At 68.0% G+C, this 21,996-nt stretch carries 18 protein-coding genes; 8 read left to right on the top strand and 10 right to left on the bottom strand.

Going from position 1 to position 21,996, the window contains the following annotated elements; all coding sequences use genetic code 11:
* Window positions 1-163 precede the first annotated feature (163 nt).
* The 3 genes from JOF57_RS07645 to JOF57_RS07635 are packed head-to-tail and all read left to right on the top strand — an operon-like array spanning window position 164 to window position 2,039.
* Window positions 164-601: a Zn-ribbon domain-containing OB-fold protein gene (locus JOF57_RS07645; RefSeq protein ID WP_209915436.1), complete on the top strand. Its 438-nt coding sequence runs from the start codon at window positions 164-166 to the stop codon at window positions 599-601.
* On the top strand, window positions 598-1,800 hold the full coding sequence (locus JOF57_RS07640) for a lipid-transfer protein (protein ID WP_209915434.1): 1,203 nt from the start codon (window positions 598-600) through the stop codon (window positions 1,798-1,800). The genes JOF57_RS07645 and JOF57_RS07640 overlap by 4 nt, the downstream gene beginning before the upstream one ends.
* An 11-nt stretch (window positions 1,801-1,811) precedes the next feature.
* Complete coding sequence (locus JOF57_RS07635) at window positions 1,812-2,039, top strand: DUF167 domain-containing protein (protein WP_209915432.1); 228 nt, start codon at window positions 1,812-1,814, stop codon at window positions 2,037-2,039.
* Between the two features lie 11 nt (window positions 2,040-2,050).
* Here the strand turns inward: JOF57_RS07635 and JOF57_RS07630 are convergent, their stop codons facing one another.
* The 3 genes from JOF57_RS07630 to JOF57_RS07620 form a co-directional block, all read right to left on the bottom strand.
* The gene (locus JOF57_RS07630) at window positions 2,051-4,048 is read right to left on the bottom strand and encodes a DUF7064 domain-containing protein (RefSeq protein ID WP_209915430.1); all 1,998 of its coding nucleotides are present in this window, start codon (window positions 4,046-4,048) and stop codon (window positions 2,051-2,053) included.
* 68 nt (window positions 4,049-4,116) lie between these two features.
* On the bottom strand, window positions 4,117-6,066 hold the full coding sequence (locus tag JOF57_RS07625) for a primary-amine oxidase (RefSeq protein WP_209915428.1): 1,950 nt from the start codon (window positions 6,064-6,066) through the stop codon (window positions 4,117-4,119).
* 65 nt (window positions 6,067-6,131) lie between these two features.
* A complete protein-coding gene (locus JOF57_RS07620) occupies window positions 6,132-7,643 on the bottom strand; it encodes a carboxylesterase/lipase family protein (protein WP_209915426.1) in 1,512 nt (503 codons plus the stop codon).
* A 76-nt stretch (window positions 7,644-7,719) separates the two neighbouring features.
* Between JOF57_RS07620 and JOF57_RS07615 the strand changes: the two genes are divergently transcribed.
* On the top strand, window positions 7,720-8,436 hold the full coding sequence (locus JOF57_RS07615) for a hypothetical protein (protein ID WP_209915424.1): 717 nt from the start codon (window positions 7,720-7,722) through the stop codon (window positions 8,434-8,436).
* Here JOF57_RS07615 and JOF57_RS07610 read toward each other — a convergent pair.
* Window positions 8,433-8,771: a hypothetical protein gene (locus JOF57_RS07610; RefSeq protein ID WP_209915422.1), complete on the bottom strand. Its 339-nt coding sequence runs from the start codon at window positions 8,769-8,771 to the stop codon at window positions 8,433-8,435. The genes JOF57_RS07615 and JOF57_RS07610 overlap by 4 nt on opposite strands.
* Window positions 8,772-8,895: 124 nt before the next feature.
* On the opposite strand from JOF57_RS07610, the gene JOF57_RS07605 reads away from it, so the two are divergent.
* A complete protein-coding gene (locus JOF57_RS07605) occupies window positions 8,896-9,234 on the top strand; it encodes an RNA polymerase-binding protein RbpA (protein ID WP_209915420.1) in 339 nt (112 codons plus the stop codon).
* A gap of 60 nt (window positions 9,235-9,294) precedes the next feature.
* On the opposite strand, the gene JOF57_RS07600 is transcribed toward JOF57_RS07605, so the two are convergent.
* The 6 genes from JOF57_RS07600 to cobN all read right to left on the bottom strand — a co-directional run bounded on the left by JOF57_RS07600 (window position 9,295) and on the right by cobN (window position 18,265).
* Window positions 9,295-10,104 (bottom strand): polyprenol monophosphomannose synthase, encoded by an 810-nt coding sequence (locus tag JOF57_RS07600; protein ID WP_209915419.1) that lies wholly within the window; start codon window positions 10,102-10,104, stop codon window positions 9,295-9,297.
* Window positions 10,105-10,113: 9 nt separating this feature from the next.
* On the bottom strand, window positions 10,114-11,985 hold the full coding sequence (gene lnt, locus JOF57_RS07595) for an apolipoprotein N-acyltransferase (RefSeq protein ID WP_209915417.1): 1,872 nt from the start codon (window positions 11,983-11,985) through the stop codon (window positions 10,114-10,116).
* Complete coding sequence (locus JOF57_RS07590; protein WP_209915415.1) at window positions 11,975-13,570, bottom strand: amidohydrolase; 1,596 nt, start codon at window positions 13,568-13,570, stop codon at window positions 11,975-11,977. Before JOF57_RS07590 ends, lnt begins: the two co-directional genes overlap by 11 nt.
* A gap of 16 nt (window positions 13,571-13,586) precedes the next feature.
* Complete coding sequence (locus JOF57_RS07585; RefSeq protein ID WP_209915413.1) at window positions 13,587-14,081, bottom strand: FxsA family protein; 495 nt, start codon at window positions 14,079-14,081, stop codon at window positions 13,587-13,589.
* 67 nt (window positions 14,082-14,148) lie between these two features.
* Entirely contained in the window at window positions 14,149-14,532 is a 384-nt protein-coding gene (locus JOF57_RS07580; protein WP_209915411.1) for a PPOX class F420-dependent oxidoreductase, read from the bottom strand.
* 97 nt (window positions 14,533-14,629) lie between these two features.
* A complete protein-coding gene (gene cobN / locus JOF57_RS07575; RefSeq protein WP_307869977.1) occupies window positions 14,630-18,265 on the bottom strand; it encodes a cobaltochelatase subunit CobN in 3,636 nt (1,211 codons plus the stop codon).
* Between the two features lie 353 nt (window positions 18,266-18,618).
* Here cobN and cobG point away from each other — a divergent pair, with 353 nt between their 5' ends.
* Genes cobG through JOF57_RS07560 form a run of 3 tightly spaced genes read left to right on the top strand, consistent with a single transcriptional unit; the run spans window position 18,619 to window position 21,902 of the window.
* Window positions 18,619-19,737 carry a precorrin-3B synthase gene (cobG, locus tag JOF57_RS07570; protein ID WP_209915407.1) on the top strand — a complete coding sequence of 373 codons (1,119 nt, stop codon included), beginning with the start codon at window positions 18,619-18,621 and terminating at the stop codon, window positions 19,735-19,737.
* A gap of 9 nt (window positions 19,738-19,746) precedes the next feature.
* Window positions 19,747-20,373 carry a precorrin-8X methylmutase gene (locus tag JOF57_RS07565; protein WP_163660685.1) on the top strand — a complete coding sequence of 209 codons (627 nt, stop codon included), beginning with the start codon at window positions 19,747-19,749 and terminating at the stop codon, window positions 20,371-20,373.
* Window positions 20,370-21,902, top strand: coding sequence for a precorrin-2 C(20)-methyltransferase (locus JOF57_RS07560; protein ID WP_209915405.1), 1,533 nt, complete (start codon window positions 20,370-20,372; stop codon window positions 21,900-21,902). Before JOF57_RS07565 ends, JOF57_RS07560 begins: the two co-directional genes overlap by 4 nt.
* The last annotated feature ends 94 nt before the right edge of the window (window positions 21,903-21,996 follow it).

Genomic DNA, 21,996 nt, shown 5'->3' with positions numbered 1-21,996 from the left:
CAGTTCGATGTTGACCCTTACGTCCTGTACGGCTGCGTGCGGAACTCGGAACCGACGCAGTCCTCGCTCGCGCTAGATACATCCAGGGACGGTGATCCCGACCCGCGGGACGAAACTGCAACACGTTTCAGTTTCGCGGTCTTGATCGTTTAGGCTGGGCCTCGTGCCAGCAGCATCTTCGCAACCCGCGATCGACGGGTGGTTCGCCACCGACGACGCCGGTGCCACCCACCTGATCGGCGGCAAGTGCACCCAGTGCGCCACGTACGTCTTCCCGCCCCGCGAGAACAACTGCCCCAACCCGGCCTGCGACAGCGACACCCTTGACCTGGTGCCACTGTCCCGCCGCGGGAAGGTGTGGAGTTACACGGAGAACCGGTACCTCCCGCCGTCGCCGTATCCCAAGACCGACCCGTTCGAGCCGTTCGCGATCGCCGCGGTCGAGCTGGCCGACGAAGGCCTGATCGTGCTCGGAAAGGTCGTCACGGGCACCCTCGCCGCCGATCTCAAGGTCGGTATGGAGATGGAGCTGACCACCATGACGCTCTACACCGACGACGAGGGCGTCGAGCGCACCACCCACGCCTGGAGGATCGCATGAGCACTCCCGAACCGCTGTACATCCTCGGCGCGGGCATGCACCCGTGGGGCAAGTGGGGACGCGACTTCACCGAGTACGGCGTTGTCGCCGCGCGCGCGGCCCTGGCCGAAGCCGGCCTGAACGCGCAGCAGATCCAGTTCATCGCCGGCGCCGACACCATCCGCAACGGCTACCCGGGCTTCATCGCCGGGTCGACCTTCGCCCAGAAACTGGGCTGGAACGGTGTGCCGGTCTCGTCGAGCTACGCGGCGTGCGCGTCGGGCTCGCAGGCACTGCAGAGCGCCCGCGCCCAGATCCTGGCCGGGTTCTGCGATGTCGCGCTGGTGATCGGTGCCGACACCACACCCAAGGGCGCCTTCGCGCCCGTCGGCGGCGAGCGCAAGAACGATCCGGACTGGCAGCGATTCCACCTGCTCGGCGCGATGAACCCGGTGTACTTCGCACTGCTGGCCCGCCGCCGGATGGACCTCTACGGTGCCACCGCCGAGGACTTCGCCCAGGTGAAGGTGAAGAACTCGCGCCACGGCCTGCAGAACCCGAATGCCCGCTACCACAAGGAAGCCTCGGTCGAGGATGTGCTGGCCAGCCCGGTGGTGTCCGACCCGCTGCGCCAGCTCGACATCTGCGCCACCTCCGACGGTGCGGCCGCGCTGATCGTGGCTTCGAAGTCGTTTGCGGAGAAGCACCTGGGCTCGCTGGAGGGTGTGCCGTCGGTGCGTGCGATCTCCACCGTAACGCCGCGCTACCCGCAGCACCTGCCCGAATTGCCGGACATCGCAACGGATTCCACCGCCGTGGTGCCCGCACCGGAGCGCGTGTTCAAGGATCAGATCCTCGACGCGGCGTACGCCGAGGCCGGCATCGGCCCCGAGGACGTCAGCCTGGCCGAGGTCTACGACCTCTCCACCGCACTCGAGCTGGACTGGTACGAGCACCTGGGCCTGTGCGCCAAGGGTGAGGGTGAGCAGTTGCTGCGTTCCGGCGCCACGACCATCGGTGGCCGCGTCCCGGTCAACGCTTCCGGCGGGCTCGCCAGCTTCGGTGAGGCCATCCCGGCGCAGGCCATCGCGCAGGTGTGCGAGCTCACCTGGCAGCTCAAGGGTCAGGCCATCGGCCGGCAGGTCGAGGGCGCCAAGGTCGGCGTGACCGCCAACCAGGGCCTGTTCGGCCACGGCTCCTCGGTGATCGTCGCGCGGTAGAAGATGACGGTGTGAGCGAAACCGTCGTCGTCCGCGTCAAGCCCGGCAGCCGCAAAGGCCCGCTGGTCGAGGTCGGCGACGACGGTGCGCTCACCATCTATGTGCAGGAACGCGCCGTCGACGGCAAGGCCAACGACGCGGTCACCAAATTGCTTGCCGCCCATCTGCGTGTGCCGCGCAGCCGCCTGGAGTTGGTCTCCGGCGCGACTGCGCGGCTCAAGCGTTTCCGCATCACGTGAGCAGCACCGCGCTACCCCAGGTTGCGGTTCCATTCCAGCCAGCCGACACCGGTGCGCCCGTCGGCGGTGCGAACCGTGGCCCAGGCTCGGGGGAACTGACTGACCCGGCCGTCGGCCGCCTTCAGCAGCACCGGTGCGTGGCCCTTGATGTCGACGGTCAACTCGATATCGCCGGGCTGCAGCGACATCGTGGTCTCGACCGGCAGATCGTCCTCGCCCAGACTGTGCCGGGTGGTGATGGACTGCAATTCGACGAGCGGCTCACCCGCCCGTTGCGCGTAGCCGATGCCGATCGGCGGCATGCCGGGGATCGCGAGATCCACCTCGTGCAGATGAGTGCCGTCGTCGAGATGCATTGCGCTCCAGACCCAGTTCATCGACCACCAGTCCCGCACACCCCACGAGTGATCGCGCTGGCCTGCCACCGACTCGACGCGGTACTGCTGCTCACCCACCGTGACGGTTCCCGTCACGGTGCACGGAATCTCATACCGTGGGGTGATCCGGTACTGGTACGGCGTACCGACCGTGGTCCAGGTCAGATCCATGGTCACCGCCACCGGCCTGCCGGATTCGTCACGTAGCAGGGCCGCCGGATCGTCATGGGCGTGACCGCTACCCGACGCGGTGACCCGGTAGGACTGCATCGGTTCACCCGGCCACAGCCCGAGTTCGACGCCGTCGCCCCGTATTTCGGAAAGGTCAACGGGCATTTCGGCATGGAAGTCGGTCAGCGCGATGGTCGGCATATCCGGGCCGCAGAACAACACGTTGATCCAGGCGGTGTCCTGGTTGGGAATCAGGCCCAACCGCACCCAGCCGCCGAAACCACCCTCGGCGTCGACGAAATCGAAGTACCAGCTCTCGTTCCACAGCAACTCGTCGGTGGGCTCATGCCTGCCGTCATCCTCGGGCGCGGGCACCAAAGGCTCCGGAACTGTCGGCGGCGCAAGGATTTCCAGCGCCCCGGTATCGAGCACGTGACTGCAGTGCCGGTCGAGCATCGTCATGAACATCTGGTCACCGCGTTCGGTACGTTCCACCAGCATCGAGGAGATGATCGCCATCATCACCCCGAAGAAGCTCTGCCTGCGCACACCGTCGCGAACCTGATCGAGCGTCAGCACCGAGTCCGTGCCGAGCGCCCGGTGATACGCCGTCAACAGCTCGTCGTAGTGCGTGCGGCGCTGCTCGACAGGTAGGGCGCAGCCGATGAAGTAGGCGACGTCGGAGAACGCCGGACCCTTCGTGACGGTCTGCCAGTCGACCACGGTCAGGGCCCGCTCGGCCCCTGCATCGCCGAACAGCATGTTGTCGAGCCGGTAGTCACCGTGGACCAGACCCTGGAGTCGCTCAGGCGCGCCCTCGTCGGCCAGGTAGGCGTCGAAACTCTCGACGAGCCGGTCACACACATGGCGCTGCTCCGGCGTGATCAGGGCCGCGTAGCGGTCGACGAACGCCGCGTACAGGCCGACGATCAGGGCCTGGTTGACCGGCGCCTCACGGTTGAGCCATTCCGCCTGGTTCAGCGCCTCGGCTCCGGGTTTCGACCCGTGCATGCGGCCCAGTTCGGTGAGCGCCACGGCGGCCTGTTCGGCTGTCGCGCCGCGGATCTCGTCCCCCACCACGGCGGGCACGGCATCGCCGAGCAACAGGTCGAAGGCGCCGGTCTGCACGTCGATCGCGGCGTGGTAGCACGGCGCCACCGGCCCGGGGGCCAGGGCAGGCGCGATATCGGTGTAGAACCGCACCTCACGCTCGTAGAGCCCGAGAGCCAGACCGGTCTGGCGGCTGCTGGGGTCGGTGGCGGCCACCTTCAGCACCACCGACGCCGGCCCCGTCGTGCCGGCCGCGTACTCCAAGACGACCCGGTAGCACTCGCTCATCTGCCCGGTACCGATCCGCTCGAAACTAAATCCGCTGACCGGACCGGTGCCGAGGGCGGCAGTCAGCCAGTCGCAGGTCAGGTCTTCGGGGCGGTCCAGGACAGTGGTCTGAGTCGGTTGCACACAGGCAACCTAGCAGTGTTCCGAATCACATATGACAGGTGTCAACTAATCACTAGTTCAACTAATCACTAGTGGTGCGCCGCTTTGGCATGACCGTGCGCGCAGGAATCCGGCGGGGTGGCCGCCACGTCCAGCGCCGGGTTGCGGTCGAAGTACCCGAAAGGCTTGAGCCAGAACGACACCACGTCCACCGGCATCACCGGCCAGTCCTCCGGACGGGTGATGTGGTGGATGCCGAACACGTACCAGAGCACCACGTCGGTGTTGTCGATCGACCGGTCGGCCTTCGTCCACTCGCCCAACCCGGTATCGGCCACCGACTGGTTGACGAACTCCCCCGCCGGCCAGCGTTCGTCCGGCTGGTTCGGGGTCACCCACAGCGTGTGGGTGATGACGTTGGCGCGTTGCACCACCGGCGAGGACGGGTCGAACATGGCCGGGATCGCCCCAGTGGGCACCAGCTTGTAGGACGGGTGTGTCCCCAGGCCGTTGACGACGTTGGTGTTGACCACCTTCCAGGCCCGCTGGGTGGCGAAGTTGACGTCCTGTTTACCCTCCTGCTCGGTGCGCAACGCCTGATTGCGCACCACCAGCGACAGCCCGTAAGGATTGTCCGGATTGATCGGTTCGGCGTACGACTCGGTCATGTAGACCGTGTTGTCGGTGCCGTCGACGTCCAGGTCCAACCGGGCGATCAGGAAGTGCTGATGGAACGGCGCATACGTGCGCTCGTCGACGAGCGTGCCGTTCTTCGGCGTCGGCCCGGCCGGGAACGGGGTGGTGACCATGATCCCGGTGGCGCGGACCTCGCACTCGATGTTGCCGTCCTGGTAGAGCCGCCAGTACACCAGATACTCGTAGTTGGCGACGGTGACGTGGAATGACAGTGTGAGCCTGCGCATCCGGCGCACCTCGGCCCCCGCATCGTGGTCGACGTGCTTCCACAGCACGGCGTTGTCCTCCTCGTGGATGCAGATCGCGTTGGTGATGGTGTATGGCTCACCGGCGCTGTTGTGCAGCACCGCGTCCAGATAACGGATCTCACCGAGGCAGTCGCAGCCCAGCTCCAGCGAGGTGGTCATGAAGCCCAGACCCCACTCGCCGATGTCGAACGCGGTCCGCCGGTAGTGATCGACCGAGGAATCCCGATAGGGCACCACCATCTCGGCGAACGACATCCGGTGGGCCACCGAACGATTCACCTCGCCATCGCGGTACCGCACGGTGTGCAGGGTCATCCCCTCGCGGTGGTTGAACCCGACCCGCAACGACCAGTTCTGCCACTGCAGGAGGTTGCCGTCCAAGGTGAACGACGGACCGTCGGGCTGGGTGACGTTCAGCGGCTTGAGCGGCTCCCGGCGGGAGGCCGACCGGATCCGTTCGGGGATGTGGTGCGGTACGTATTCGCCCATCACATCCGGCATCCCGGAAGACGAGCCGTCGCTGTCGTTGTTTTCGACGCACAGCACCTCCATGGTGTTGATGTCGATCACGCAGTGCAGACCGCTGACCGGGTGGGCGTACGGATTGGCACCGGGGGCCTGCTTGTACCAGGTGTCCGACCAGCCGATCCGACGGTCACGGTATTCGGCTGGCGCGACGGCGTCCCCGTAGGTCCAGGTGTCCATGAACACGTTGTCCAGGTCGGTGATGCCACGTCTGGCCAGCGCGGCGATCACGTCAGGATGCCGGCGCAGCACCTCGTCGCATTCGACGAATTCGTCGACGGTGAAGTTGGCCTGGACGCCGGGAACGTGGTCGAAGGTCTCGACCCGGTCATCGGTCAGTGACACCACGCCCTTGTAGGTGGCGTTGGCCGCTCGATCCAGACAGATGACGACCGCCCGGCGGGCCGGCATCGCGCCGCCACCGTCGAAGGCGGCCAGTTCGGCCTTAGACGGCTCCAGGAGTTCCACCGAGGCAACCCGCCAGCCCTCCCCGACCCCGTGCTCACGCCGCAATATCGCTGCCACCGCGCGAAACTCGTCGGCGGACAGCGGATCCAGGGGGTAGTCCACACCAAATACGCAACCACATCCGGGGGATTCCCTGCAGCAAATCGCCCAGAGTGGAACGGACGAACTCAGCGCTCGGCGAGGGTGAACCCTTCCCAGGCCCGCCGCCGCACCGCCCGGGGGTCGTATTCGACGCGTGGCCTGCGGTCGAATACGAATACCGCCCGCACATCGGTGTCGTAGGCGGGCCAGCCGGGCCCCGGGTCACCGGTCCGGCTGAACTCACGCCACCGCCGCTGCACCTCACGACTGACCTTCCGGGCCGAGGTCCGGTCGCCCACGGCGGTCAGCAGTGCGCCGTACGTCGTGTGGTACGAGTCGAACACCGCCAGCAACTCCATCGCGTGGGTCGCCCCCAGCCCCGCCCAGTGCAAGGTGCGCGGCGCGTAGTCGTAGCGGTACACGTAGGTGGGCGCGTGCCGGCTGTGCGCCTCGGCGATCTGCCAGGTGGCCGAGGCGAACGCGAAGTCGCCACCGAGGCGCACACAGGCCGCACTGCTCGGATAGTCCGGGTAGGCCGCAACGATCCGCCGGCGTTCCTCGGGATCGCTACGGGCGAACAGTTTTTCGATCATCGGCTCATTGGTCGGCAGCAGCGGCAGGAAGCGGGTGAACAGGCGCCCCTCATCGGCGTTGTTGCCGACGATCAACGGAAGCCGGTGTGCGCTGCCTTCGGCCATCGCCGTCACCGGATCGGTGGGCAGGTACTCGGTACCGAACGTCGGACCGACCGGAAAGGCGCCCGGCATGTCCGTCTGACCGCGCATGATCAGCCCTTCCAGCGCCCGACCGAGGTCGGCGGGGCGGGCGGCCATCAGCGCAGCGGCTGCCGATCCCCCACCGGGACTGACCAATTCGGCGAGCTGATCCGCGATCCCGGCGGCCGCATCCGCGGAACTGACCATCCCACTGGCCGGGCTCTCGGAGATCACCCGGGCGAACAGCCCTTCGGCCTCGGGCACCGCGAGCAGGGTCGCGACCGCGTGCGCACCGGCGCTCTCCCCGAAAATCGTCACATTGTCGGGATCCCCACCGAACACCGCGGCGTTGTCGCGTACCCAGCGCAAAGCCAACACCAGATCCCGCAGGAACAGGTTGTCGTCGATCGGATGTTCCGGCGTCGACAGCGACGAGAGCTCGACGCACCCGAGCATGCCGAGCCGGTAGTTGACCGAGACGAACACACACCCGCGGCGGGCCAGCGCGGCACCGTCATAGACCGGCGTGGCCGAGCTGCCCATGATGTAGCCACCGCCGTGCACGAAGAACATCACCGGCAGTGGACCTTCGGAGTTCGGTTCTTCCGGCGCCACCACGTTGAGGGTCAGGCAGTCCTCGCTCATCGGCTGGTGCTTGCCCACACCGACGAGCGTGTAACGACGTTGCTGGGGTGCGCAGTAACCGAACCCGTGGCAGTAGCGAACGCCCGGCCACGGCTCGGCCGGCTCGGGTGCCCGCAGACGCAGTGGTCCGACCGGCGGTTTCGCGTAAGGGATGGAACGCCAACGGTGTACGCCGTCGCGCGTGAACCCCTCGACGATGCCAGTACTGATCTTTGCCCGGACAGTCCGCTCGTGCATGGGACGACCGTATCGAACAACCCCACTGGGGGCGGACACGCGGTGGGCGTGGCACGCGACCGCTAGCCTTGCGGTTATGCGAATCGCTGTGACTGTTGGGGCTGCTGCGCTTTTGGCGGCGCTCGTGGCCGCCTGCTCACCGGGCGGGGGGCACGAGACGCAGCCGACCTCACAGCCCCGAATGTCGATGCCGGCCGGTGCCCCACACACCAAGAGCACCACATCCACCCCGACGACGACCTCGCCGCTGCCCACCACCGCACCGGCCCCCGGTGCCCCGATGAGCCGGGTGATCAAGTGGGTCGAGGCAGGCAAGCCGGCCGATCCGTCGGGCTTCCATACCGCGACCCGCGCGGGCCAGTCCACCGATCTCGGCGACGACGTCGCGTTCGTCGCACCGTCAGGCAAGGCCCGCTGCGCCACCGACAAGAACGTCGACGGCCAACTGGCATGCCTGATCCAGGCCGACGGCCTCCCGTCGAAACCGTCGGACGTCGAGGGTCAGTGGATTCCTGGCTGGGTCGATTTCGCCGGGGAGACCGTGGATATCGGATCGCTGCACGGAGATCCGGGCCGGTTCAACTACGGCGACGGCGCCGAACTGGCCACCGGCACGTCACTGGCCTTCGGTGACTACCGATGCCGGGCCGATGACACCACGTTGGTATGCGTCAACTACGCGCACCAGTCCGCGGTGCTGCTGAACTCGTCGGGCGTCGAACCACTGGGCTGCCTCAAGCCGGTCCCCCCGCCGGTGGGCGTGGGACGTCAACTCAGCTGCCCACCCGACTAACGCCAGCCGTCGGCGGCCTTCGCTGCCTGTAACAGCGCGTCACACAGCTGCCGCAATTCGTCGACCCCGGCGCCCTCGTCGACCGCGATCGCGACATCCTCGGCCGCGCACCTGACCTGATACACCCGGTCGGACAGTTGAGCGGCCTCGTCGGCGGTGAGCACCACCGAATCCGGCGCCAGCGAGGTGCCCTTCACCATGGCGCGTTGTTCGTAGGCCCGCTGCCGACAGGATTGCCTGCAGTACTGGCGACGGCGGCCCATCTGGGCATCGGCGACCTCACGCCCACACCACCGGCACGGTTGCGGGCGGTTCTTTCTGTGGTGCGGCGCCATGGGTCACGACTGTAGACGGCCGTGCTCCGTGACCCGCGTATCATTGACAGTCGAGTCGGGAACTTGGCAACGCCGTGCTGCGTTGGTACTTCCGGACAAATACGCCGAACAAGGAGTGTTGACGATGGCTGATCGCGTCCTGAGAGGCAGTCGCCTCGGAGCCGTGAGCTACGAGACCGACCGCAACCATGACCTGGCGCCGCGTCAGGTCGCGCGCTACCGCACCGACAACGGCGAAGAGTTCGACGTTCCGTTCGCCGACGACGCTGAGATTCCCGGCACCTGGCCCTGCAAGAACGGCCTCGAGGGCACCCTGATCGACGGCGAAGCGCCGGAGCCCAAGAAGGTCAAGCCGCCGCGTACCCACTGGGACATGCTGCTGGAACGTCGCTCCGTCGAAGAACTCGAAGAGCTGCTCAAAGAGCGCCTCGACCTGATCAAGACCAAGCGTCGCGGCAGCTGATTCGTACAAAAAAACCGCGATATGCCCGCCACGGGCATATCGCGGTTTTTGCGTTCCCAGCTAACTACGCACGACACCCCTGGCGCGGTCCAGGCGCCCGCGGATACCCCACTCCGCGACCTTGAACATCGCCTCGCGGATGTTGGAACCGCTCATCTTGGAGACCCCGAGTTCACGTTCGGTGAACGTGATGGGTACCTCGACGACCGTGAACCCGTTGTTGATCGCACGCCAGGTCAGGTCGATCTGGAAGCAGTAGCCCTTGGAGTCCACCGCCGACAGGTCGATCTTCTCCAGCACCTCGCGCCGGTACGCGCGGTACCCGGCGGTGATGTCATGGATACCGACGCCCAGCAGCAACCGGGAATAGGTATTGGCGGTCTTCGACAGCACCAACCGGCGGACCGGCCAGTTGCGCACCGTACCGCCGGTGACATATCGCGAACCGATGGCCAGATCAGCCCCGGCGTCGACGGCGTCCAGCAGCCGGCTCAATTCCTCCGGCGCGTGGCTGCCGTCGGCGTCCATCTCGACCAGGACCGAATATCCGCGGCCCAGCCCCCAGGCGAAACCGGCCAGGTACGCAGCACCCAGGCCCGCTTTGCTGGTCCGGTGCATCACGTGGACGCGATCCGGGTCGGCCAGCGCCAGCTCGTCGGCCAGCTGGCCGGTGCCGTCGGGGCTGCCGTCGTCGACCACCAGGATGTGCACCTCGGGGGTGGCCTGGTGCACACGCCCGACGATCAGCGGCAGATTCTCCCGCTCGTTGTAGGTGGGAATGATCACCAGAGTGCGCTGACTCGGGCGTTCACCGTCCCGGCGAGGGCTGGCTTCCCCCGGCCGCTGCGCTCCCTCACCAGGGACTGTCATGTGACTCCTTCATCGTCGCGGGCCTTCGCCTGTGCGACGCCTCAACATTCTTTGCACGAACCCTCCATTGTGCAGCATTGCGGCGAGCAACGCCCCAATTCCAAGCGTGACCAGCGCCACCTGCAACGCCGGGCCCCACTCGGTCGCGGGCGTCAGCTCTGATTTCAGCCTGATCTGGCTGTCCAGATAGGCGGGCTGGAAGAACTCGGTGCGAGCCAGTACGCGTCCGTCCGGAGCAATCACCGCACTGATTCCGGTGGTGCCTGCGACCACGACGTAGCGATCATGCTCGACGGCCCGCAGTTTGCCGAACGCCAACTGCTGCGCACTCATGTTCTCGTCGAACGTCGCGTTGTTGGTGGGCACCGTCAGCACCTGGGCGCCGCTGAGCACCGATTCCCGCGCGGCCCGGTCGAAGATGATCTCCCAGCAGGTGGCCACCCCGATCGGCACGCCGGCGGCATGCACGACGCCGTTGCCCTCACCCGGCACGAAATAGCCGGCCCGGTCGGCATACGACGACAGGTGCTTGAAGAAGCTGCGCCACGGCAGGTACTCGCCGAACGGCTGCACGATCTTCTTGTCGTGGCGCTCACCGGGCCCGTGTTCGGGATCCCAGACGACCACGGTGTTGGTGGCCACCGGATTGTCCCGGGTGTAACCGCCGGCCTTGGTGATGGTGCCCACCAGGATCGGGGCCCCGATGGCGTCGGCCGCCGCGGTGATCTGTGCGGCGGCGTCGGCGTTGGCCATCGGATCGATGTCGGAGGCGTTCTCGGGCCAGACCACGAACATCGGCTGCGGTGCGCTGCCCGCGCGGACGTCGTCGGCGAGTCGCAGAGTTTCTTTCACGTGGTTGTCGAGCACCGCACGGCGCTGGGCATTGAACTCCAGGCCGAGCCGGGGCACATTGCCCTGCACGGCGGCCACGGTGACGGTCTGTTCGTCGCCCGCGCCGGTTGCCGAATGACGGACCTGCGGCCACAGCAGCGTGGTCGCCAGCAGCACCACCGTGATGCTCAGCCCGGGCAGCATCACCGCGGGTGCGGGGAAGCCCGGCTTGTGGCCGTGCCGCCACCAGCGCGCGATTTCGCACGCCAGTAGCGTCGCACTGAAGCCGACGAGCGCCACCGCAAACGACAGCAGCGGCGCGCCGCCCCACCGCGCAATGGCCAGCAATGGTCCGTTGGTCTGACCGAATCCGACCACGCCCCAAGGAAATCCGCCGAACGGCACCGTCGATTTGAGCCACTCCTGGGTGACCCACAGTGCGGCGAACCACAACGGCCACCCGGGCAATCGCCTGACCACGACCGCAGACAGGCCGAACAGCCCGCAGAACAGCGCCTCCATGGCGGCCAGGACCAGCCACGGCATCGCGCCGACCAGACCGCTGATCCACGGCAGTAGCGGAATGTAGAACGCGAGGCCGAACAGGAACCCGTAGCCGAAGCCGCCGGCCCGAGTGGTGGAGCGCAGGGTCAGAACCCAGCTGATCAATGCCAGCCCGACGAAGGCCGCCCACCACCAGCCGGTCGGTGGGTAGCTCAGGCACATCGCGAGCCCGCCGCCGACCGCCGCACTCAACTGCGCCCAGCGCACGGCCGCGGCCCGGCCCAATCGCGACGCCCGGACGGTCACCACGGACCAGCGGTCCGGCGTGCCCGCCGCCGTCAGTCGATACCCACGGTCCTCGGGATCGTCATCGGGATCGGTGTCGGCCACCGGATCGCCGGTGACGTCCTCGTCCAGTTCGTCGAAGGCCACGTCGTCGAGCTCATCCAGTTCGGCGAGTTCGTCTTCCTCGACGGCGGGGATGACGTCGGTGGTTTCGTTGGGTCCCGGTCGTTCGGATCGGTTCCGGGGACGGTCACTGCCCATGGATCAGAACACCCCGGTGGACGGTCTGACGGCAGCGCGGCAGGTCGGCGTCGGCAGCCAGCCGAGGTAGTGCGGGCACCCGCGACCGCGGATCGGTGGACCACCGCTGGACGGCGTTGGCCGGCGCGCTGACCTCCAGGTCGTCGGCCTCCCACACCGCGTAACTGGCCGGAGCGCCAGGAGTCAGGGTCCCGGTGACGCCGTCGCGCAGCCCGCCGGCCCGCCAGCCCCCGCGGGTCGCCGCAGCGAACGCGGCCCGAGCCGAAATGGCGCTGCCTGCGCTGCGGTGTGACACCGCGGCACGCACGGTTTGCCACGGATTTATGCTGGTAACCGGGGTGTCTGAGCCGAAGGCGAGGGGCACGCCTTCGGATGCTAACAGCGCGAACGGGTTGAGCTGGTGAACTCGGTCAAGCCCGAGCCGCTGGGCATACATGCCACTTTCGCCACCCCACAGGGCATCGAAGTTGGGTTGCATGCTGGCCATCACACCCCAGGCCCCCAGTCGGGCGGCCTGCTCGGCGTTGACCATCTCCAGGTGCTCCAGGCGGTGACCACAGCGGGCCACGGCCGGGCCGCCCAACCGCTGCACCACGGCCTCGAATCCCTGGACGACCGCAGCGACGGCGGCATCGCCGATCACGTGGAATCCGGCCGGGATTCCGGCCTCGGTGCAGGCCTGCACATGCGTGGTGACAGCGCCGACGTCGAGGTAGCGGTTGCCGCAGGTGTCGGGAGCGTCGTGGTAGGGCTCGTGCAGCCAGGCGGTGCGTGAGCCGAGGGCACCGTCGACGAACAGGTCTCCGGCCAGGCCACGCGCTCCGGTCTCGGCGATCAGGTGGCGGGCGTGCTCGGCGTCGTGGGCCGGTTCACCCCAGTAACCGACGACCTCGACACCGTGCTCCAAAGCCCGCAGCTCCTGCCAGTCCAGCAGGCCGCCGATCTGTGGCCCCGCGCACTCGTGGACCGCGGCGATCCCCATCGCGGCCGCGTGATCGAGGGCGGCGACGCGGGCGGTATGCCGTTGTTGCGGGGTCAGCTGCTCACGCGCGGCCGCACGCACCAGATGATGCGCGTCGGCGCTCAGCGGGCGCTGCGGATCGAATCCGGCGGCCTGGGAAAGCGCGGGCGCCAACCGGCGCAGCGCGGTGGTGGCTGCGGCCGAATGCACATCCACCCGAGCCAGATAAGCCGCCCGGTCCCCCAGTACGCCGTCCAAATCGGCGGTGCTCGGGCCGGTGCGCTCCGGCCAACCCGACTCGTCCCAGCCGTGCCCCCACACCAGCCCGTCCGGATGCCGACGGGCGTATTCGTCCACCAGCCGCAGACAATGCGACAGCGAGGTGGCTCCACGAAGGTCCAGGCCGTCCAGATTCAGCCCGGTGGCGGTCAGATGCACATGGCTGTCGACGAATGCCGGCGCGACGAAGCCGCCGTCGAGGTCGACGATCTCGGCGTCGGGAAACTGTGATCGGCCGACGTCGTCGGTACCCAGCCACGCCACTACCCCGGCGCGCACGGCGATCGCCGTCGCGTCGGGATAGCTGGGGCTGTGGATGCGCCCGTTGATCAGAAGTGTGGTCAAGCTCTTCGGTTGGCGGTTAGGCCCTGGGAGGCAGGCGGTACGGATCGACGTCGTTGACGTCGATTACTTCGCCGTCAATGTAGTCGCCTTTCCCCTGTCGAAAACCGGCGGCACCGGTCGCTGCGCCGAAACCCACGGGTGCGGCGACGATGAGCGGCACGCGCCGGGCCACCAGGCCCGTGAGCACCGGCCGTGCGGCCGCCCGCGTGGGCGGCAGCAGCAACAGTGCGCCGACGGCCGAGCTGGCCAATCCGGGAATCACCACCAACACGGTGCCCAGCGCCACCAGCACACTGTCGGACACTGCACCCTGCGGATCGGACAGGCCACCGGACAGTCCGGTGCGCAACCGGCGGATGTGCCGGTTGAGCTGTGAACCCGCCAGCACCAGCCCGAGCACGAACGCGGCCGACAGCAACAGCACGGTGTAGCCGAACCCGATGGTGGCCACGAGCGTCACCATCACGGCGACCTCTACGAGGAGGTAGATCAGAAACAGCCGCTTAGCCATGTTCGGTCAACGGTCGGGCGGGCGGTTCGGTTCCTGAGCAACGGCCGGCTTGGGCGTGTGGTGGGACTCAGTTCACCGGTTTCAGCAGGAGCGACACATTGTTCTGCATGCCGCCCCGGAGCTTGGAGAAGAGGTTGAACGTCTTGCCCAGCAGTCCGTAACGCTTGCCGATCGCGTCGTAGGTGGCGCCATTGGCCGATTTGGGCAGGATCTCCGCGACGGCCTCGACGGCCTCACTCTTGGGGTTACCGCGCACGTCACATGCCGCCACCGTGACCCGCGGCGTGTTGCGGATCCGTTTGACCTTCCAGGACTCCTCCTGCGTGATCACCACCAGCCCGTCGGGCGACGGCGCGGCCCAGATCGCGGTCGGCTTGGGCCTTCCGTCCTTGGTGAACGTGGTCAGCAGGACGTAGTTGGCCTTGGCGACGTCGGCGAAGGTGAGAGCCATGCTGCCCAATCTAAGCCAACAGGCCAGCGGCCGTTGGCTCTGCGAACAGGGCGCAAATGTGCGAGAACGGCGCGCCCTGGCCGCAGAGTCGACGCGCTCAGCCCTCGAGCTCTCCTTCGGTTTCCAGCAGCACCTGACGCAGCCCGTCGAGAGTGGCCTGCTCGGGCTTAGCCCACATGCCACGACCCGCGGCCTCCAGCAGGCGTTCGGCCATGCCGTGCAGCGCCCACGGATTGGACTCCGACATGAACTTGCGGTTCTCGTCGTCGAGCACGTACTCGGCCGAGAGCCGTTCGTACATCCAGTCGGCCATCACGTGTGCGGTGGCGTCGTAGCCGAACAGATAGTCGACCGTGGCCGCCATCTCGAAGGCCCCCTTGTAGCCGTGCCTGCGCATCGCGGTGATCCAGCGCGGGTTGACCACCCGGGCCCGGAAGACGCGATTGGTCTCCTCCGACAAGGTGCGGGTGCGGACCGCGTCCGGCCTGGTGTTGTCACCGATGTAGGCCGCCGGGGCCTGCCCGGTCAGCGCACGCACCGTGGCCACCATGCCGCCGTGGTACTGGAAGTAGTCGTCCGAATCGGCGATGTCGTGTTCGCGGGTGTCGGTGTTCTTGGCCGCCACCGCGATGCGCCGGTACGCCCGGTTCATGTCATCGGCGGCAGGCGCACCGTCGAGCCCGCGACCGTAGGCGAATCCGCCCCAGGCGGTGTACACCTCGGCCAGGTCGGCGTCATCGCGCCAGTTGCGGCTGTCGATCAATTGCAACAGGCCGGCCCCGTAGGTTCCCGGCTTGGAGCCGAAAATTCTTGTGGTGGAACGCCTTTGGTCGCCATGTTCGGCCAGGTCAGCCTGGGAGTGGGCGCGCACGTAGTTGTCCTCGGCCGACTCGTCGAGGCCTGCCACCAGCGCCACCGCATCGTCGAGCATCGTGACCACGTGCGGGAAGGCGTCGCGGAAGAACCCGGAGATACGCACCGTGACGTCGATCCGCGGCCGGCCGAGTTCGGCCAGGTCGATCGCCTCCAGGTTGACCACCCGGCGTGACGCGTCATCCCACACCGGCCGTACCCCGAGCAGGGCGAGTACTTCGGCGATGTCGTCACCGGCGGTACGCATGGCCGAGGTCCCCCACACCGACAGGCCGACCGACTGGGGCCAGCGGCCGTAGTCGGTGCGGTACCGATCCAGAAGTGAATCCGCCATCGCCACACCGGTTTCCCAGGCCAGCCGGGACGGAACCGCCTTGGGGTCCACCGAATAGAAGTTGCGGCCGGTGGGCAGCACGTTGACCAGGCCGCGCAGCGGCGATCCGGACGGCCCCGAGACGATGAAGCCGCCGGCCAGGGCGCGCAGCACCTGGTCGATCTCGCAGGCAGTGCCCGCCAGCCGCGGCACCACCTCGGTGGCGGCGAAGCGCAGGATCTGGGCGACTTCGGGATTGTCGGTGATCTCCGCCACCGCAGAAGCGTCCCAACCGGACTCCTGCAGCGCAGCCACCAGCGCGCGGGCCCCGGCCTCGGCGGCGTCGACGGCGGCACGGTCGTCACTTCCGTCCTCGGTCAGGCCCAGCGCCTGACGCAGGCCGGGCACGGTCTGCTCACCGCCGAACAGTTGGCGGGCCCGCAGGATCGCCAGCACCAGGTCGAGTTCTCCTGCGCCGGTAGGCTTCTGCCCCAGCACATGGAGGCCGTCGCGGATCTGAACATCCTTGATCTCGCACAGCCAGCCGTCGACGTGCAGCAGCATGTCGTCGAAGGACTCCTCGTCGGGGCGATCCTCCAGACCCAGGTCGTGGTCCATCTTGGCGGCGCGCATCAACGTCCAGATCTGCTGGCGGATGGCCGGGAGCTTGCCCGGATCGAGCGCCGAGACATTGGCGTGCTCGTCGAGCAGCTGCTCCAATTTGGCGATGTCGCCGTAGGTTTCGGCGCGGGCCATCGGCGGTATGAGGTGATCGATCAGGGTGGCGTGCGCCCGGCGCTTGGCCTGGGTGCCCTCTCCCGGATCGTTGACCAGAAACGGGTAGATCAGTGGCAGGTCGCCGAGGGCGGCGTCGGTGCCGCAGGCCGCGCTCATGCCGAGCGTCTTGCCGGGCAGCCACTCCAGGTTGCCGTGCTTGCCCAGGTGCACCACGGCGTCGGCCCGGAATGAACCGGGGAACGACGAGTCCAGCCAGCGGTAGGCGGCCAGATAATGGTGGCTGGGCGGCAGATCGGGGTCGTGGTAAATGGCCACGGGGTTCTCCCCGAAACCGCGGGGCGGCTGCACGATCAGCACCACGTTGCCGGCCTGGATGGCCGCGATGACGATCTCGCCGTCGGGATCGTGGCTGCGGTCGACGAAGAGTTCACCCGGCGGCGGGCCCCAGTGCTTCACGACGGCGTCGGCGAGTTCGGCGGGCAGCGTCGCGAACCAGGACCGGTAGTCCTTGGCGGGGACCCGAATCGGATTGGCGGCCAACGCCTCGTCGGTCAGCCACTCCGGGTCCTGCCCGCCGCGCTCGATCAGGGAGTGGATCAGCGCGTCGCCGTCGCCGGAGGCGACAATTGTGGCGAGGTCGCCGGATCCGCCGATCTTGGCGAGGTCGCCGGGGGCGGTGGCCTCACCGATGTCGTAACCGGCATCGCGCATGGTACGCAGCAGGGCGATCGCGCTGGCCGGGGTGTCCAGACCGACGGCGTTGCCGATGCGGGCATGCTTGGTTGGATAGGCCGAAAACACGACGGCCACACGCTTTTCCGCTGCCGGGATCGCCCGCAGACGGGCGTGGCGGACGGCCAGGCCGGCCACTCGCGCGCAACGCTCAGGATCGGCGGCGTAGGAGATCAGCCCTTCGGAGTCGATCTCCTTGAAGGAGAACGGCACCGTGATGATGCGTCCGTCGAACTCGGGAACGGCGACCTGAGTGGCCACGTCCAGTGGCGACATCCCGTCGTCGTTATCGGACCACTGGTCCCGCGAACTGGTCAGGCACAGGCCCTGCAGGATCGGAATATCCAGCGCAGCAAGGTGAGCGACGTTCCAGGAGTCGTCGGTGCCGCCCGCACCGACTGCTGCGGGGGTGGCGCCGCCGGCCGCAAGCACCGTGGTGATCAGCGCATCCGTGGTGCTGAGCAGCTCAAGGAGTTCGGGCTCAGCGGTGCGCAGGGAGGCGCAGAACACCGGTAACGCGCGCCCGCCGGCCTGCTCGATCGCGTCGGACAACGCGTCGATGTAGCCGGTGTTCCCGGCGAGGTGCTGAGCGCGGTAGTAGAGAACGGCCACGGTCGGTCCGGTGGCGGCGCCGGTGGTGGCGCGGTCCAGGACACCCCAACTCGGAGTGATCACCGGGGCCGAGAAACCGAAACCGGTCATCAGCAGGGTGTCGGACAGGAAGGCATGGAGATTCGCCAGATTCTCCAGGCCGCCCTGCGCCAGATAGATGTGAGTTTGGAGGGCGGCGCCCTGCGGGGCGGTCGAATGCCCCATCAGCTCGGCGTCGGGCGCCTGCTCGCCGCTGACCACGACGGTCGGCAGTCCACTGGCCACCACGGTGTCGATGCCGTCCTGCCAGGCCCGGTAGCCGCCGAGAATCCGGATCACCGCGATGTCCGCACCGTCGAGAAGCTCCTCGAGCTCACCGGCGACCAGCCGCGACGGATTGGCCCAGCGGTAGCGGGCCCCGCTGGCGCGGGCAGTGATCAGATCGGTGTCCGAGGTCGACAGCAGCAGGACAGTGGGAGCAAACACCCCCCATTCGTACCGCACCGGCTACCCGATCGGGGCAGCCGGTGCGTACGGATCGACAACGGTCAGGGCTGGGTTTCGCCGAAGCGGTCGTGCCACGACTGCCGGTACGGCTTGCCTGCCGTCGCGACGAGCACCAGGACAAATGTGGCGAATACGCCGAATGCGAGCATGAATCGCTCCTTTCGTCAGAGTCTTGGGTCTGGCTTTCAACTTCCCGGTACCGGTGGTCCCGGGAATCTCGTTAGACGGTACGGCCAACGGCGCCGAAAACCACCGATCTGTAAGCGACCGAACAGGTTTCCGAACCTGTGACCGATGTCACAGCAATCATCGAAAGTAAGATGGCGGGCAACATGACCAGGACCCGCGATCAGGACGCCTGCCCGGGTGCACTGACTGTGCATCAGGCCGCCGACGGTGCCCTGGTACGGGTCCGACTCCCCGGCGGGATGATCGCCTCTGCCCAATTGGCGACGCTGGCCCAGGTAGCCGAGCAGTTCGGCTCCCCCGCAATGGAACTGACCTCTCGCGGCAACATCCAGATCCGGGCGGTGACCGATACCGACGGAGCTGCCAGGGCTCTCACGGCAGCGGGCCTGCTGCCGTCGCCGACCCACGAGCGGGCCCGCAACATCGTGGCCTCGCCCCTGTCCGGACGTTCGGGCGGCGTCACCGATGTCCGCCCCCTCGTCATCGACCTCGACCGCGCCATCCAGGACGACCCGGCGCTGGCCGGCTTGCCGGGCAGGTTCTGGTTCAGCCTCGATGACGGCCGCGGCGACGTGTCCGGGATCGACGCCGACGCCGGGGTGCACGCCCGCGATGACGGCACGTTCGCACTGTTGCTGGCCGGACGCGACACCGGGGTACGACTGGACCCCGGTGACGCGGTGTCCACCCTCATCGAGGTGGGCAGGCGATTCGTCGGCATCCGCGGAAAGGCCTGGCGGATAACCGAACTCGACGATCATTCGGCACTGTTGAACGGCCTGACTCCCAGCGCCGCGGCGGGGGCCACCTGGCCACCGACGATGACACCCCCGGTGGGCTGGATCGAGCAACGCGATGGCGACGTCGCGCTGGGGGCCGCCGTGCCGCTGGGCGTGTTGCAGGCCCGGACCGCCCACTTCCTGGCCGCGATCGAGGCGCCGCTGGTAATCACCCCGTGGCGTTCGGTGCTGGTGTGCGACGTCCCCGAGGGGGTCGCGGACACCGCCCTGCGCGTGCTGGCCCCGCTCGGGCTCGTGTTCGACGAGAATTCACCCTGGCTGCGGATCAGCGCCTGCACCGGTAGCCCCGGATGTGCCAAGTCCGCCGCCGATGTGCGGGCCGACGCCACCGAAGCGGTCAACGCGCCCAGGGACACCCACCGACATTTCGTGGGCTGCGAGCGGGCCTGCGGCAGCCCGCCCGTCGGGGAGGTGCTGGTCGCAGGCGAGGACGGATACCGGCTGCGTAGCACGCCCCCGTAGGGTGTTCGGGTGCTCGACTACATCCGTGACGCCGCCGAGATCTACCGGCAGTCATTCGCGACGATCCGCGCCGAGTCGAACCTGTCGCGGTTCCCCGACGATGTATCGCGAGTGGTGGTCCGGCTGATCCATACGTGCGGTCAGGTGGATGTCGCCGACCATGTGTCCTACACCGACGATGTCGTGGCCCGGGCGCATGCCGCACTGGCGGCCGGCGCCCCGGTGTTGTGCGACTCGTCGATGGTCGCGGCCGGGATCACCCGTTCGCGACTGCCGGCCGACAACGAGGTCGTCTCGCTGGTGGCCGATCCGCGCGCCCCCGAATTGGCAGCGACGTTGGGGTTCACCCGCTCGGCGGCCGCGGTCGACCTGTGGGCCGACCGCCTCGGCGGCGCAGTGGTCGCGATCGGCAACGCGCCCACCGCATTGTTCCGGCTGTTGGAACTGCTTGACGAGGGCGCGCCAGTCCCGGCGGCCGTGCTGGGCGGTCCGGTCGGTTTCGTCGGATCGGCGCAGTCGAAGGAAGAACTGATCGAACGCCCGAGGGGCATGTCCTATCTGGTGGTGACCGGCCGGCGCGGTGGCAGCGCCATGGCCGCGGCCGCCGTCAATGCGATTGCGAGTGAACGCGAGTGACTACCGAGACGACAGAACGTGGAACCCACGGAACTCTGTATGGCGTCGGGTTGGGCCCGGGCGATCCGGAGCTCGTGACGGTCAAGGCGGCCCGGCTGATCGGGGCGGCCGACGTGGTGGCCTACCACAGCGCCAGGCACGGCAAGAGCATCGCCCGAGGCATCGCCGAGCCGTATCTGAGGGAAGGCCAACTCGAGGAGCACCTGGTCTATCCCGTCACCACCGAGACCACCGAGCATCCAGGCGGGTACGTCGGCGCGATGGAAGATTTCTACGCCGCGGCCGCCGAGCGCATCGCCGCGCACCTCGAGGCCGGCCGCGATGTGGCTCTGCTGGCCGAGGGTGACCCGCTGTTCTACAGCTCCTACATGCACATGCACACCAGGCTCACCGAGCGGTTCGACGCCGTCATCGTTCCCGGAGTCACGTCGGTGAGCGCGGCCTCCGCCGCCACCGGCACCCCGCTGGTACAGGGCGATGACGTCCTGACGATCCTGCCCGGCACGCTGCCCACCGCCGAGTTGGAACGTCGCCTGGCTGACACCGACGCGGCGGTAGTGCTCAAGCTGGGCCGGTCCTACACCCGGGTGCGAGAAGCCCTGGAATCGACCGGACGGCTGGACGAGGCGTACTACGTCGAGCGGGCCAGCACCGACCGGCAACGGGTATCGCCGGCCGGCGAGGTCGGCAGCGACGGCGGCGAGATCAAGGTGCCGTACTTCTCGTTGGCGATGGTGCCCGGCCGGTCGCGGGCCACCACCCCGCACGGCAGTGTGGTGGTCGTGGGCCTCGGGCCGGGCGACTCGGACTGGATGACCCCGCAGAGCCGCCGCGAACTGTCCGCCGCCACCGATCTGATCGGCTACGGCCCGTATCTCGATCGCGTCGGCGCCCGCGCCGGACAGCATCACCACCCCAGCGACAACACCGACGAACCGGCCCGCGCACAACTGGCCTGCAAGCTGGCCCAGGAGGGCCGGACGGTGGCGGTGGTGTCCTCCGGCGATCCAGGCGTGTTCGCGATGGCCACCGCGGTGCTCGAAGAAGCCAAGCAGTGGCCCGGCGTCGAGGTCCGGGTGATCCCCGCGATGACGGCGGCCCAAGCGGTCGCCAGTCGGGTGGGCGCCCCGCTGGGCCACGACTACGCGGTGATCTCGCTGTCCGACCGGCTCAAGCCGTGGGACGTGATCGTTGACCGTCTCACCGCCGCGGCGAAGGCCGATCTGGCGCTGGCGATCTACAACCCGGCGTCGAAAACCCGGACCTGGCAGGTGGGTGCCATGCGCGATGTGCTGCTGGAGTACCGCGATCCGAGTACCCCGGTGGTCATCGCGCGCGCCGTTTCCGGCGCCGAGCCCGGCCCGGGCGAGCGGGTGTCCGTGGTGCGCCTGGTCGATCTCGACCCGGCCCAGGTGGACATGCGCACCATGCTGATCATCGGCTCGTCACAGACGCAGTGGTATGCCGGTTCGGCTGCCGGTGACACCACCGAGGACCGGGTGTTCACCCCGCGCCACTACCCGGGCTGACCCATCGACTGACTCGCGTCGAGTTTTATTGACTGCTGTCAGAATGACCGGTAGTGTCCGGCGTCACACCCGTTGAATTGGGAGGGCCGGACAC

The sequence above is a fragment of the Mycolicibacterium lutetiense genome (genome assembly GCF_017876775.1).
GTDB classification, from domain to species: Bacteria; Actinomycetota; Actinomycetes; order Mycobacteriales; family Mycobacteriaceae; genus Mycobacterium; species Mycobacterium lutetiense.
This window is presented reverse-complemented; position numbering and strand designations above follow the sequence as displayed.